At 72.4% G+C, this 13,705-nt stretch carries 13 protein-coding genes; 8 read left to right on the forward strand and 5 right to left on the reverse strand.

Going from position 1 to position 13,705, the window contains the following annotated elements; genetic code table 11:
* Positions 1-72: 72 nt before the first annotated feature.
* Entirely contained in the window at positions 73-1,329 is a 1,257-nt protein-coding gene (mshA, locus tag ABD978_RS18635; protein WP_425550726.1) for a D-inositol-3-phosphate glycosyltransferase, read from the reverse strand.
* Between the two features lie 104 nt (positions 1,330-1,433).
* Here mshA and ABD978_RS18640 point away from each other — a divergent pair, with 104 nt between their 5' ends.
* The 3 genes from ABD978_RS18640 to ABD978_RS18650 all read left to right on the forward strand — a co-directional run bounded on the left by ABD978_RS18640 (position 1,434) and on the right by ABD978_RS18650 (position 4,006).
* On the forward strand, positions 1,434-2,198 hold the full coding sequence (locus tag ABD978_RS18640; protein WP_345355449.1) for an SDR family NAD(P)-dependent oxidoreductase: 765 nt from the start codon (positions 1,434-1,436) through the stop codon (positions 2,196-2,198).
* Positions 2,199-2,298: 100 nt separating this feature from the next.
* Complete coding sequence (locus ABD978_RS18645; RefSeq protein ID WP_345355452.1) at positions 2,299-3,186, forward strand: class I SAM-dependent methyltransferase; 888 nt, start codon at positions 2,299-2,301, stop codon at positions 3,184-3,186.
* Between the two features lie 109 nt (positions 3,187-3,295).
* The gene (locus ABD978_RS18650) at positions 3,296-4,006 is read left to right on the forward strand and encodes a hypothetical protein (protein WP_345355455.1); all 711 of its coding nucleotides are present in this window, start codon (positions 3,296-3,298) and stop codon (positions 4,004-4,006) included.
* A 24-nt stretch (positions 4,007-4,030) separates the two neighbouring features.
* Here ABD978_RS18650 and alaS read toward each other — a convergent pair whose 3' ends face one another.
* The 3 genes from alaS to ABD978_RS18665 all read right to left on the reverse strand — a co-directional run bounded on the left by alaS (position 4,031) and on the right by ABD978_RS18665 (position 7,451).
* Complete coding sequence (gene alaS, locus ABD978_RS18655) at positions 4,031-6,574, reverse strand: alanine--tRNA ligase (RefSeq protein WP_345355458.1); 2,544 nt, start codon at positions 6,572-6,574, stop codon at positions 4,031-4,033.
* Positions 6,575-6,756: 182 nt separating this feature from the next.
* Positions 6,757-7,215 carry a hypothetical protein gene (locus ABD978_RS18660; RefSeq protein ID WP_345355461.1) on the reverse strand — a complete coding sequence of 153 codons (459 nt, stop codon included), beginning with the start codon at positions 7,213-7,215 and terminating at the stop codon, positions 6,757-6,759.
* 104 nt (positions 7,216-7,319) lie between these two features.
* Entirely contained in the window at positions 7,320-7,451 is a 132-nt protein-coding gene (locus tag ABD978_RS18665) for a hypothetical protein (RefSeq protein WP_345355464.1), read from the reverse strand.
* A 115-nt stretch (positions 7,452-7,566) separates the two neighbouring features.
* On the opposite strand from ABD978_RS18665, the gene ABD978_RS18670 reads away from it, so the two are divergent.
* The 5 genes from ABD978_RS18670 to ABD978_RS18690 all read left to right on the forward strand — a co-directional run bounded on the left by ABD978_RS18670 (position 7,567) and on the right by ABD978_RS18690 (position 12,800).
* On the forward strand, positions 7,567-7,926 hold the full coding sequence (locus ABD978_RS18670; RefSeq protein WP_345355467.1) for a BlaI/MecI/CopY family transcriptional regulator: 360 nt from the start codon (positions 7,567-7,569) through the stop codon (positions 7,924-7,926).
* A gap of 6 nt (positions 7,927-7,932) precedes the next feature.
* The gene (locus ABD978_RS18675) at positions 7,933-8,850 is read left to right on the forward strand and encodes a M56 family metallopeptidase (RefSeq protein WP_345355470.1); all 918 of its coding nucleotides are present in this window, start codon (positions 7,933-7,935) and stop codon (positions 8,848-8,850) included.
* 132 nt (positions 8,851-8,982) lie between these two features.
* Positions 8,983-9,117 carry a hypothetical protein gene (locus ABD978_RS18680; RefSeq protein WP_345355473.1) on the forward strand — a complete coding sequence of 45 codons (135 nt, stop codon included), beginning with the start codon at positions 8,983-8,985 and terminating at the stop codon, positions 9,115-9,117.
* 599 nt (positions 9,118-9,716) lie between these two features.
* Positions 9,717-9,908 carry a DUF6229 family protein gene (locus ABD978_RS18685; RefSeq protein WP_345355476.1) on the forward strand — a complete coding sequence of 64 codons (192 nt, stop codon included), beginning with the start codon at positions 9,717-9,719 and terminating at the stop codon, positions 9,906-9,908.
* 18 nt (positions 9,909-9,926) lie between these two features.
* Positions 9,927-12,800, forward strand: a complete 2,874-nt coding sequence (locus ABD978_RS18690; RefSeq protein WP_345355479.1) for a type 2 lanthipeptide synthetase LanM family protein — start codon at positions 9,927-9,929, stop codon at positions 12,798-12,800.
* On the opposite strand, the gene ABD978_RS18695 is transcribed toward ABD978_RS18690, so the two are convergent.
* A complete protein-coding gene (locus ABD978_RS18695; RefSeq protein WP_345355482.1) occupies positions 12,774-13,703 on the reverse strand; it encodes a sulfotransferase domain-containing protein in 930 nt (309 codons plus the stop codon). The two genes, ABD978_RS18690 and ABD978_RS18695, sit on opposite strands and share 27 nt — an antisense overlap.
* Positions 13,704-13,705: the final 2 nt, after the last annotated feature.

The following is a 13,705-nucleotide window of genomic DNA, read 5'->3' on the forward strand; positions in this document are numbered from 1 at the left end:
CGGAGGAGAGACCAGAGGTGCTGCGCCCATGATTCGCTCGCTTCGCTCGCTCATGCGGCCTCCTCTCGTTGGTCAGGCCGAGACGGCCATCGTCCGGGCCTCGACGGCCTCGGCGTAGACCTCCAGGAGGCGGTCGGCCGTCTCGTCCCAGCCGAACGCCCTCGCGTGGCGTACGGCGGCGTCCGACATCGCGCGCAGCCGCCCGGGCCCACCAAGGAGGCCGCGCAACACGCGAGCGTAGTCGGAAGGGTCGTGGCCGTCGATCAACACTCCGGACCGGCCGTCCCGCACGGCGAGGCGCAGCCCGCCCACCGCCGCGGCGACCACCGGCGTGCCGCACGCCTGCGACTCGACGGCGACCAGGCCGAACGACTCGCTGTGCGAGGGGACGACGGTGATGTCGGCGGCGCGGTACCAGTCGGCCAGCTCGTCCTGCGGGCAGGGCGGTTCGAACCGTACGACGTCCGCGACGCCGAGCCGGCGCGCGAGACGCCGCAACTCCTCCGGCTTGGCACGGCCGGACCCGCTCGGCCCGCCGACGATCGCGACGAGCAGGCGGTCCCGGAGACCCGGGTCGTCCTCGAGCATGCGGGCGGCGGCGCGGACGAGGACGTCGGGCGCCTTCAGCGGCTGGATCCGGCCGACGAACAGCAGGACGGCCGCGTTCTCCGGCAGCCCCAGCCGGCGCCGCGCGCCGCCGCGCGGAGTGAACCGGGACAGGTCCGCGCCCGGAGGGACGGTGGCGACCTGGCCGGGGTCCGCGTCGTACAGGGAGACGAGCTGCCGGGCCTCTTCGGCGGTGTTGGCCACGAGCCGGTCGGCGGACTCGACGACCTGCTGCTCGCCGAGCACCCGGCCGAGCGGCTCGGGTGAGTCACCGGCGGCCAGCGCGAGGTTCTTGACCTTGGCGAGGGTGTGCATGGAGTGGACGAGCGGAACGCCCCAGCGCTGCCGCGCGGCCCAGCCCGCCTGGCCGGAGAGCCAGTAGTGGGAGTGGATCAGGTCGTAGTGGCCGGGCTCGTGCGCGGCCTCGGTGCGCAGCAGGTCGGAGGTGAACGCGCACAGATGGCTGGGCAGTTCGGACTTGTCGAGCTCCTCGAGCGGCCCGGCGGCGACGTGCCGGACCGACACGCCCGGCGCCAGCTCGGCGACGGGCGGAAGGGATCGCGTGGTGGCGCGGGTGAAGACGTCCACCTCGACGCCGCGCTCGGCCATGCGCTTGGCGACCTCGACGATGTAGACGTTCATCCCGCCGGCGTCGCCGGTCCCCGGTTGCTCCAACGGCGATGTGTGAACACTGATCGTCGCTACCCGGGCGAGACCCGACACGGACACCACCTCCGATAGAGCAACTTACCGGCCACGGCACCACATTCCCCCGGCGCGGGTCTCCCCGCGAAGACGCAGGACATGCGCCTGAGAAGATGGCGATCGTGCGGAAAACAGCAGTAGTCACCGGTGCAAGCAGTGGAATCGGCGCGGCGACCGCCCGGCGGCTCGCGGCGGAGGGGTTCGACGTGGTGCTCACGGCGCGCCGTGTCGACCGCCTGGAGAAGCTGAAGGCCGAGATCGAGAGCGCCGACCCGGCCGGGCGACGGAACGCCGTCGCGGTCGTCGCCCTGGACGTGACGTCCCAGGAGTCGGTCGACGCCCTCGCCGAGTCCCTGCGGCAGTGCCACGTCCTGGTGAACAACGCCGGCGGGGCGGCCGGCCTCGACCCGGTCGCGAACACGGACCCGGCCGACTGGCAGTGGATGTTCGAGACGAACGTCCTCGGACTGATGCGCGTCACCAAGGCGCTGCTGCCCAAGCTGATCGACAGCGGCGACGGCCACATCGTGAACGTCACCTCGCTGGCGGGGCACGTCGTCTACGAGGGCGGCGCCGGATACACCGCGGCCAAGCACGGGGCCGCCGCGGTCAACGACACGCTCCGTCTCGAGCTGTACGACCAGCCGGTCCGCGTCACCGAGGTCGCTCCGGGGATGGTCAAGACCGACGAGTTCTCCCTCGTCCGGTTCAAGGGCGACGAGGACAAGGCGAACAAGACGTACGAGGGCGTGGCCGAGCCGCTGGTCGCGGAGGACGTCGCCGACTGCATCGCCTGGGCCGTGACCCGCCCGTCGCACGTCAACATCGACCGGATCGACGTCAAGCCGCGCGCCCAGGCCGCCGCCCACAAGGTGCACCGGGTCTGAGGTCGCAGCGGTCTTAGCGGCCGTGGTGGTCAATGCGGCCACGGTGGTCATTGCGGCCGTGGCGGTCGTGGCGGTCCGCCGGTGGCCGCACACTTGGTGCGTGTCCCGTCCCCCACGGCCCGAAGGCGTCATCACCCGCGGCACGACCGCGCCCAACCGGCTCCGCCGCGCCGACCGCTGGATCGTCTCGGTGCACGGCCCGCTGCTCCGGCGGGCCGACCGGCCCCTCGTCGTGGACCTGGGGTTCGGGGCCTCGCCGGTCACGACGGCCGAGCTGTTCGGGCGGCTGCGCGCGGCGCATCCCCGGGTGGAGGTGGTCGGCGTCGAGATCGATCCCGCCCGGGTGGCCGCCGCGAAGCCGCGCGAACGCGAGGGGCTGTCGTTCCGCCTCGGCGGCTTCGAACTGCCCGTCGACCGCCCGCCCACGCTGGTCCGGGCGTTCAACGTGCTGCGCCAGTACGGAGAGGGCGAGGCGTGGGCGGCCTGGGAGCGGCTGTGCGCGGGCCTGGCCCCCGACGGCGTACTGGTGGAGGGCACCTGCGCGGAGACCGGTCGCCGCGCCGCGTGGGTCACCCTCGGCTCCCGGGACGCGGGCCGGGCGCGGGACCACCGTGCGGTACGGCCGGGCGTGTCCGGCTCGCGGACGCCGGCGGGAGCGCGCCCGGGAGTGTCCGATCCGCGGACGATCACGTTCGCCGTCCACCTTCCGTCGCTGTCCCGGCCGTCGGACCTGGCCGAGCGCCTGCCCAAGACGCTGATCCACCGCAACGTCCCCGGCGAACGGGTGCATGACCTGCTGGCCGCCTTCGACCGCGCGTGGGCGACCGCCGCGCCGCAGTCGGTGTTCGGGCTGCGCCAGCGCTGGGTCACCGCGGTGGAGTTGCTGGCGCGCGACCATCCGGTGCTCACCGTGCCGCCGTTCGGCGGCCGGGCCCGCTGGCGGCTCGGGGAGGTCACGCTCCCCTGGTCCGCCGTCGCCCCGGACTAGATCTCCTTGATGCCGTCTTTGCGCGAATAACGACTTTTCGCCATAGATACGGCATTTCGGGCGAACGACCGTTGGAGTACTGGTCGATTCCACCGAGGGGATGATTCTCATGGGCGAACGCCACGAGATGCGCTGGGGCGGGCTGGCCGGTATCGCCGCCGTCGTCTTCGCGGCCGTCGGCCGGATCGTGCTGGGCCGCATGCCGCGACTCACCGACCCCGCCGGAGTGGTCACCATGTACCTGGCGACCCATCGGGCGCAGATCATGTGGGGAACGATCCTCTACGCCATCGGAATCGCCCTCTTCCTGTGGTTCGGCGCCGCGCTGTCGACGGCGTTCCGGCGCGCGGACGAGGACAGCGCCGCCCCCGCCGTCGTCCTCGCCGGCTTCATCGTCGTCTCCGCGCTCGCGTTCATGGCCTTCTCGGCGTTCGCCGGGATGACGTACGCCATGACGGAGTACCGGGCGCTGCTGCTGTTCGCGCCCGCTCCGTACGCCACGATGACGGTCCTGGGGACGGTGGGGGGCGTGGCCACCGCCCTGACCTTCGCGGCCATCGCCGTGGCCATCGCCCGTACCCACGTCTTCCCCAGGTGGATGGCGTTGTTCGCCGGCATCGTCGCGGTGGTCCGGCTGCTGGCCGCCTTCACCCTCGGGGTCACCGGAGGCGTCCTGGTGCCCGGCGGATGGCTGGAGACCTACGTCCCCGGCATTCTGGCGGCGCTCTGGATGCTGACCGCCAGCGGGCTCCTCATCCATGAGCACCTGCCGGCCCTCCGGATGCGCGCGCCCCGCGTCATGGGCCCCCACCGCGCCTGACCGGGGCGCACACCGACGAACCGGTCAGCCGCTGCCGAGGAGGGCGCGGGCGGACGTCGCGGCCAGTCGCAGCGCCTCGTCCAGCCGTCCCGTGTGCCGGCCGCCGGCGTTCGCGACGGTCCCCTTGCCGCCCGCGCCGCCGCCGATCGCGGTCGCCGCGGCGGTCAGGACCGTACGCGCCGGCTCGCCGAGGTCCGGGCTGACCGCCGCGACCAGCAGCGCCCGGCCCCCGATCTGCGCGCCGAGCACGACGACGCCGCCCCGGCGTTCCAGCACCTCCGCCGCCAGGGGCCGCAGTTCGTCCGCGTCGACGCCGGACACCCGCTGGACGACCAGCCAGCCCTGGCCCACGCGCTTGGCGTGCCCGGCCAGGCGTACGGCCTCCGTGGTCAGCTCCTCCCTCCGGTGCCGCTCCAGCACGCGACGCGCCTCCGCCAGCTCGGCCAGCCGCTGCCGCAGGCGTTCCGGTGCCTCGTCCGTCCGGACCCGCAGCAGGTCGGCGAGCTCGGTGAGCAGCGCCCGCTCGTGATCCTGGTGCCGCAGCGCGTCCGCGCCGGTCAGCGCCTCGATGCGGCGTAGGCCCGAGCCGATCGAGGACTCGCCGAGCAGGTGGACCGGCCCCGCCTGGGACCCGTGGCCCACGTGGGTGCCGCCGCACAGCTCACGGGAGAAGTCGCCGATGTCGACGATCCGGACCCGCTCGCCGTACGTCTCGCCGAACAGCGCCACCGCCCCGGCCGCCTCCGCCTCGGCCCGGTCCGCGTGCCACACGCGGACCTCCGGGTCGCCGAGCAGCCGCTCGTTGACCAGCGTCTGCACCGCGCGCAACCGTTCGGGCGAGAGGGGTTCGAAGTGCGCGAAGTCGAACCGCAGCCGCCCCGCGTCGACCAGCGAACCCCGTTGCGTCGCGTGCGCGCCCAGCGTCCGGCGCAGCATCGCGTGCAGCACGTGCGTCGCGGTGTGGGACCGCGCGACCGCCGCCCGCCGCTCGGCGTCCACGACCGCCTCCACGTCCCCCGGCACGACCTCGCCGGACTCGACCCGCGCGACGTGGACGTGTCCGTGGCGGGTGTCGGTCACGGTGAGCACCGCGCCGGACGCCGTACGGATCACGCCGCGGTCGCCGACCTGGCCGCCCGCCTCCGCGTAGAACGGCGTCCGGTCGAGCAGCACCTCGACCTCGTCCCCCTCGACCGCCGCCGGAACCTCCACCCCGTCCCGCAGGATCGTGCGCAGCCGCGCCTCCGCGCGCGTCGCGTCGTACCCCACGAACGCGGTCGTCCCGGAGCCCGGTCGCGGTCCCCTGCCCGGTTCCGTACGGCCGGACCGGCTGCGCCGCCTGCGCTCCGCCAGGAGGGCGGCGAACGCGTCCTCATCGACGGTGAGACCCGCCGCGCGGGCCGCGTCCACCGTCAGGTCGAACGGGAATCCGTACGTGTCGTGCAGGTCGAACGCGACCTTCGGCGACAGGCGCCGCTCCCGGATCGCGGTGTCGAGGATCCGCGACCCCTGCCGCAGCGTCCGCGCGAAGCCCTCCTCCTCGGCGGTCACGACCTTCTCGATCAGCGGGCGCGCCGTCTCCAGCTCCGGCCAGGTCGTCCCGTGCAGATCCACCACCGCGCCGGTGAGCGCGGGCAGCACCGCCTCGTCGACGCCGAGCAGCCGCGCGTGCCGGATCGCCCGGCGCAGGAGCCGCCGCAGAACGTAGCCGCGCCCGTCGCCCGACGGCAGGACGCCGTCCGCGATCAGGAACGCCGCCGCCCGCGCGTGGTCCGCGACGATCTTCAGCGAGGTGTCGTCCCCGCCGCCCGCCAGCTCCCGTACGGTCTCCAGGATCGGGAGCAGCAGGTCGGTGTGGAAGATGTCGGGCACGTCCTGGAGCACGATCGCGAGGCGGTCGACGCCGAGGCCCGTGTCGATGCTCCTGGCCGGAAGCTCCCCCACGATGCGGAAGTCCTCGTCGCGGACGTCCTGCATGAAGACGAGGTTCCAGAGCTCCAGGTAGCGCTCGCCGTCGACCGCCGGGCCGCCGCCGGGACCGTACGCCGGGCCGCGGTCGTAGTGGATCTCCGAGCTCGGCCCGCACGGGCCCGCCATGCCCATCGACCAGTAGTTGTCCGCCTTGCCGAGCCGCTGGATCCGCTCGCCCGGCACGCCGAGCCGCCGCCACAGGCGCTCGGCCTCGTCGTCGTCCTCGTAGACGGTGATCCAGAGCCGGTCGCGCGGCAGGCCGAACCCCTCGGTGATCAGCTCCCACGCCCACGCGGTCGTCTCCTCCTTGAAGTAGTCGCCGAAGGAGAAGTTGCCGAGCATCTCGAAGAACGTGACGTGCCGGGCGGTACGGCCGACGTTGTCCAGGTCGCCGGTGCGCGCGCACTTCTGCAACGTGGTCGCGCGGCGGAAGTCCGGGGTGGTGCGGCCGAGATAGTAGGGCTTGAACTGGTTCATCCCCGCGTTGGTGAGGAGGAGCTCCGGGTCGGGTGAGACCAGGGAGCTCGAGGGCACCTGACGATGCCCGCGCGCGGTGAAGAAGTCGAGGAAGGTCGAACGGATCTGCGTGGAACGCATGGCGGAGCCTCACGAGGTCGGCGGGACGGTGGCACGCACTCGCCGAGCCGGGCCGGGCCGGGCCTACCCGTCCCCCGGCTCGGCGCGGCTAGCTCGCCGCCCCACCTCGTGCAGATCCATGGTCCGGGACCGTACCTACACGGTCCCGGACGACACAATCGTTTTTTCGCCCGGTGGCGTGACTAGCCGCAGAGGACCTTCTTGCCGGTGACCTCGACCTTGGTCCAGCTGTTGGTGTTGATGGAGCCGTACACGTAGAGGCACCGATGCGGCGCGTACACGTAGACCGGCCCGGCGTACCAGCTGTACCTCTTGCCGTAGCCGTCGGTCTTGCAGCTGCCGTACTTGGTCCGGGCCTTGTTGTAGACGCAGAGCTTGAGCTTGGCGCTGTAGAGCGGCATCGACCCCTTACGGACGACCAGCGCGCAGTTATAGCCGTTCGAGGAGTTGTAGTAGACCTTGAGGTAGCCGCGGAGGCTGGAGTTGATGTACATCCGCTGGGTGCTGCGCAGGGCGTACCTGGACCCGCAGGACGGACCCGACGCGCTCGCCGGCGTGCTCGAGGCCAGCACGGTCGTCAGCGCGAGGGTGGGAAGCACGGCGGCGGCCAGGGCCAGCGAACGCCTTCCAGAAAGGATCATGAGCCGTACCGTCCAGCCGCCGGACCATTCGGCCATCGTCGTACGCGAAGGCCGGAAAGGCCGGATCCGGCCGCCGCGCGACCGGTCGCCGGAGGGCGGCGGCGTTAGGCGCCGGCGTCTCCGGCCGAGCCGGGTTCCGGGCCGTACGTCCCCCAGCCGGAGACCACCAGGCCGCCGTTGAAGATCAGCACCTCGTTGACGAGCTGCCCGGCCTGGTTGCGGTAGTTGATGACCACCGAGTCGATGCCGGCGTAGACCCCGACGACCTCGAAACGGAGGACCGATCCACGACCCGCATCTACATACCGTAGTACTACAGTCAGTAGTACTACGAGAGATAGGATGCATCCCGTGAAGGGTCTCGGAGAGCTTGAACGCACGGTCATGGAGGTCCTGTGGGACCGGGAGAACGGCGCGACCGCCCGTGAGGTCGGCCGTGCCCTCGCCGACGATCGCGACCTGGCGCACACCACGGTCATGACCGTTTTGGACAGGCTGGCAAAGAAAGGTTTCCTGGTTCGGGAGAGGGAAGGCCGCGCCTGGCGCTACCGTCCGGTAGCGACGAAAGAGGCGTACGTCGCCGAGCTCATGCTGGGGGCGCTGAACATGACGGGCGACCGCGACGCCGCACTGGCGCACTTCGCACGCTCCGTCTCCGGCGACGAGGCCGACCTGCTGCGCCGCGCACTCGACGAGGTTGAAGGGACATAACCCGGGATGACCGGCACGGCCCTACTCGCCCTGGTGGCGGCCGGTAGCGCATTCGGCGCACACCGGCTGACGCGCGCCCGCTGGACCTGGCGGACGCCGCGCACCGCGATCCTTCTCTGGCAGGCCCTCGGCCTGGCCTGGGGCCTGGCCTCCATCGGCACCCTGCTCGGGTTCGGCGTCGCGCCGTACGGCCAGGGCGTCTTCGTCGGCGTCGCCCACTTCTTCACGGACCCGCACGCCCTGTCACCGATCCGCATCGCCTCGGTCGCCGCCGGCCTCACCTTCATGCTGATGCTGATCGCCGTGCTGCTGGTCGCGATCGCCGGCGTCGTACGCGCGCGGCGGCGGCACCGCGCCCTGCTCGCCCTGGTGGCGCACGGCGACCCGGAGATGCCCGGCACGCTCGTCCTCGACCACCCCGCGGCCGCCGCCTACTGCGTCCCCGGCGTCCGTTCGCCCAAGGTCGTGGTCAGCGCCGGCACGCTGGAGATCCTCGGCCCGTACGAGCTGGCGGCCGTGCTCGACCACGAGCGCGCACACGTCCGCGAACGCCACGACCTGGTCCTGCTGCCCTTCACCTCGCTGCGCCGGATCTTCCCGCAGGCCCGCATCGTCGGCCGCACCCTCGACGCGGTCGAACTGCTCGTCGAGATGGCCGCCGACGACCGCGCCCGCCGCCACCGCCCCGACAAGGAGCTGGCCACCGCGCTGCTCCGCTTCGCCGCCGCCCGCCCGGCCCCGACCCCGGCCGGCACCCTGGCCGTCACCGGCGCCATCCCCGCCGACGAGACCAGCCCGACCCTGGTCCGCGTCCGGCGGCTGCTCTCCCCGGCCCCGCTCCCCCGCCCGCTCCGCGGCGCGATGCTCGCCGCCGCGACCTTCGTCGCCGTCCTCCCCCTGATCCTCTACGCCATCCCGGCCTGACACCGACCTCGCCCTCGGTGGCCGTGGCCCCTCAACGTCGGACGGTCCTTACCGGTCCAGCCATCAAGAGGCTGACCGTTCCCGCCGGGCGTTTCCGGGAGGGGACGAAGACAGAGCGAGGAGAGGATCCAAATGCCCGACCAGCTTGCGTGTGGCTGCATCGGCACGTGCAACGGCGACTGCGACCGTGCCCTCCGCGAAATAATCGAGCAAGGACAACAGGCCCTGCGCGACGAGGCCGTCCGACGCGCGCTCTCGGACGACTGATCGACAGCACTGGCCGACTCGGGCCGGCCGAAGCGCGGCACCCTTCAGAAGCCAGCGGGCCTACCCGGGTTCCGCTCGTGTCACGCGGTGAGCCGGTGCTCAGTCGACCGGCATCAGCGGCGAAGGGATGACAACGTCAGGCCTTCGCCATCGGAGGGTCCGGTCACCACGCCGGACCCTCTTTTCCCTTATCGCAGAATCCGCAATCAGACCTGTGTAGAGGCGCCTTCCCCGCCGTCCCGCCGACCGTACTGGCGCTCCGCTCGCGGCGTTCCCTGCGGGCCGCAACGCGGTGGGCTCGGGGAACACGGGCGAACGGAAGCGTTCCACGGCGAGTGCCAACGCACCGTTTTCCCAATTTTCGACGCATCAGAATCGGCGATTCGTGTTGAGCGTCGGCTTTTTATGAGATTCGCTGCTGCCCCAAAATAGCGAGCCGGAACGGATGTATCGAGCCCGATACTGAAACGTCACTGCCGAGGATGACTGCGGGTCCTTTAAGCCAGTTCGTGGTCCATTCTGCCGATGGCACGATGAGCCGGATTGGTGATCAGGCCAATTGGCATACTGCCACCCCGCCGACACGCCGGAGGCACCACATGACCGTCAAGGATCTCCAACTCGCCGAGCAGACCGTCGAGCAGTGGCGGACCGTCGCGTGCGCCGACAACCCCGCCGGCCCGCTCTACGCGTCCGGGACGTTCGCCGAGGCGGACCTCATCGAGGCGGAGACGAGCTACACGGGCATCTGCAGCGCGTGCAGCGCCTCGCACACCCACCCCTGCTGCTGAGCCTCCCGGACGCGGGTGGTGAGCACCGACACGAGCGCCGCCATCGGTGACCTCACCCGGTCGCTGAGCTGCCTGGTCGAGCCGGCTCTGGACGAACTGTGGAAGGAACTCGCAGCCGTCCCGGGCCTGGCCGAGTGCGAGCGGACGGCGATCCGGGAAGGAACGGCGGCCGCGCTCTATGAAACGGCGCACCGTAAGGTCGCCCGCGTCCTGATTCTGGAGCTCAACGCCGCGCGGATCACCGGCCGGTTGACGGCCGGTGATCCCGCCGCGCGCTGGGCCGAATTCGCGGAGATGTCGTCGTCTCCGCACTACTGGGAGTCATTGACCCGGCATTACCCGCCGCTGCTGTCCCGGATGCACACGGTGCTGTCCGGGCGGAGCGCCGCGGCGCTGGCGCTGGCCCGCCGGCTGGCCGCGGACCGGGACGCGCCGGCGAGGCTGCTCGGCGCGGATCCCGGACCCTTGTCCCGGGTCGCCTTCGGCGCCGGGGACAGCCACCGGGCCGGCCAGACGGTCGCCGTCCTGGAGTTCGGCGCCGGCACGGTCGTCTACAAACCGCGGCCGGTGAACGTGGACGCCGTGCTCGGCGAAGTGCTGGCCGAGGTCTTCCGCGACGTCCCGGAGAAGGCGCGGATCCGGGTCCCCCGGGTGGTGCCCGGTGACGGGTACGGCTGGGCCGAGTTCGTGACCCACCGCTACTGCGCGGACGCCGGGGAGCTGTCCGACTTCTACCGCGGCATCGGGCACTGGCTGGGCGTGATGCGGCTGCTCGGTGGCAGCGACCTGCACGCTGAGAACATGATCGCCTGCGGACCCGTGCCGGTCGTGGTGGACTGCGAGACGCTGTTCACGCCGGTGCACCCGATTCCTCCGTCCGGGCTCGGGCTGGCGCCCGACCGGGCACGCGCGCTGGTCGGCGCGACCGTACTGCGGACCGGGATGCTGCCCAACCGGGGGACGGCTCTGGGCTGGCGGGGCGTGGACGCCTCCGCGGCGGGATCGCTGCCCGGCGAGCAGCCGCTCACCGAGTTGCCGGTCATCGTCGACGCGGGCAGCGACCAGGCCCGGATCGGGACCCGGCCGGTCGAGCCGGCGATCGGCGCGAGCCACCCCAGCCCCGAACCGGTGCTGGCCGACCACTGGGAACGCGTCCTCGACGGCTTCGCCGAGGCGACGGAGGCGTTGCGGTCGCTCGACCGGACCGGCGCCCTGGAACCACTGCTCACCCGGTTCGCCGACTGCCCCATCCGCGTGGTCCTGCGCTCCACCGAGGCCTACACCGAACTCGCGCGGATGCTGTGGCATCCGGTGTCACTGCACGACCCCGGCCCCGCCACGGACCGCGCCGCCGACCTGCTGACCGCGATGGCCGAGCACGTTCCCGGTGCGCCCGGCGACCCGAAGGTCGTCGCGGCGGAGGTCGCCGACCTGCTCGACGGCGACGTCCCGTTCTTCGCCACCACTCCCCGCCGCGGGCGGTTGGACGGCCCGCGCGGCACGTCGTACCTGCCCGAACAGGACCTCGTGACGGCCGCGTTGCACCGGTGGCGTACGGCCGACCTCCGGCTGGACACCCAGGTCATCCGGGCCACGCTGGTCAGCGCGTACCTCAACGACGGCTGGCTGCCGGGCGATCGGCGGATGCGGGCGGATCGGCCGCGCCGCGACGACCTGGACCGCAGGCGGCGCCGGATCGCCGCCGCGCTGATCCGCGAACTCCGCGACGCCGCGCTCCGCGCCGATGACGGCACCGTCACGTGGATCGCGCCGGTGCTCGGCCCGGCCGGCTGGGCCGTGCAACCGCTGGGACCGGACACCTACGGTGGCCTGTCCGGAGTGGCCGTCCTGCTCGCCGCGTACCGCCGGGAGAGCGCCGCCGGCCGGGCGGACGACGTCGACGGCATGGCCGGGCTGCTCGACGACGTGGTGCGCACCGTACGCGCGGCGGAGGACAAGGACGCCGCCGTACGCCGGGCGGAGACCCGGTTGCGCCCACCGCCGCCCGGCGGGTACATCGGGCTCGGGTCGCAGATCTGGGCGTGGCTGACGCTGCACTCCTGGGAGGCGGCCGGCCCGGACGGCCTGGACCGCGCCCGCGCGCTCGCCGCGGTGCTGCCCGAGGCCGTCGCGGCCGACGACAAGTTCGACCTGCTGATCGGGATGGCCGGGGCGGTCGTGCCGCTGCTCCGACTCGCCGCCGTGACCGGCGAGGAGCGCTGGACACGCCAGGCCGTCGTCATCGGCGATCGGCTCATCGCCGGCGCCCGGCGCATGGCGGGGACCCTGTACTGGCCCTCGCAGCGTTGGCCCGGCGGCATCGGCGGCTTCGCCCACGGCGTGACCGGCATCGGGTGGGCGCTGGCGCGGCTCGCCCTGGCGACCGGCGACACGCGGTTCGCCGACGCCGCACGGGCGGCGTTCTCCTTCGAGGAGACGCTCTACGACCCGGCCGCCGGCGGCTGGGTCGACCTGCGCGACCCGGACGAGGACGTGTTCTCGGCCGCCTGGTGCCACGGCGCCGTCGGCATCGGAATCGCCGCCGCCGACCTGGCGCGGCGCGGCTGGGACGGCGCGGACGTCATCGTAGGGCGGGCGGCCGGCCTCTCCGCCCGGCGCGGGTTCGACTGGAACCACACCCTGTGCCACGGTGACCTGGGCTGCTGGGAACTGTTCGACGACGCCCTGGCACTCGGCCGTGCCCCGGCCGAGCTGGACCGGCACGGGCTCGACGCGCGGATCATCACCAGCCTGGAGGACAACGGACCGGCCAGCGGACTGGCCCGGGACGCGTACTCCCCGGGCCTGCTCGCCGGCCTGGGCGGCATGGCCTACCAGTTGCTACGACTGCACCCCGACAGCGACCTACCGTCGGTCTTGAAGCCGGACTGACCCTGAACCACCGGGCGCGTGGAGCCAGGCGACGAGGTCCGGCGCCGCCAGCGACGCCACGCGGGCGCGATAGGCGGCGAGCTCCTCCCCGGTGAGGATCTCCTCGGCGGCGCCTGGCCGTCCACGCCGGAAGAACGACGTGCCGCTCTTGATGATCCCGCCACCGGGGACGTACCGATCGGCGCCGCCCCGCATCCGCTCGAAGGTCGCCGCCCGCACCAGCGTCGGCCAAGCGGATTCGGGCACCGCGATCCCCAGCCGATCCGCGAGCCCGCGCATCTGACCTTCCAGGTCGCGGCACAGGTCCTCATAGCGGATCAGCAGCACGTTGCCGTCGCCGCGCCTGGCCCAGGCACCGCCCAGGTGCCGCATGACGCCGGGCAACGAATCCGGGTTCGTACGCGGGTCCGCGTCATGGGAGATCCAGTCGAGCAGCCAATCCCGGAGCGTCTTGCGCGCCGCCGACGGCTCGGTGGGCAGGTCGTTGCCGGTCAGTTCCCGCATCCGGCCGATGTCGATGTTCGTGGTGTGGTGGTACAGCGACACCGCCAGGTCGAGCGGCTGTCTGGCCGTCACGATGTACGTGACACGGCGATCGACCGGCAGAGCGTCCAGCGGCATATGCGTCTTGATGAACCGGCGGTGCCGCTGCCGCGCGAGCAGCGCGTACACCTCGTCACGCGGCATCGTCAGATGATCGAGCCACGGCGACAGGCGGCCCAGTGGGGCGGGCAGGTCCGGCGTCTGAAAGATCAGCAAGGCACAGATCATCTGCGTCCAGGTCGTGCCGCTCCTGGGCCGCGTGCTGATCACGATGTCGCCGTCCCGAAACGGAAACCCGTCCCAACGGCCGCTGTCGGCATCAAACGACCGATGCCGAAACGGCCCCGACGCCCCGCCCACAG

It is taken from the genome of Actinoallomurus liliacearum (assembly GCF_039542035.1).
In the GTDB taxonomy this organism is placed as follows: domain Bacteria; phylum Actinomycetota; class Actinomycetes; order Streptosporangiales; family Streptosporangiaceae; genus Actinoallomurus; species Actinoallomurus liliacearum.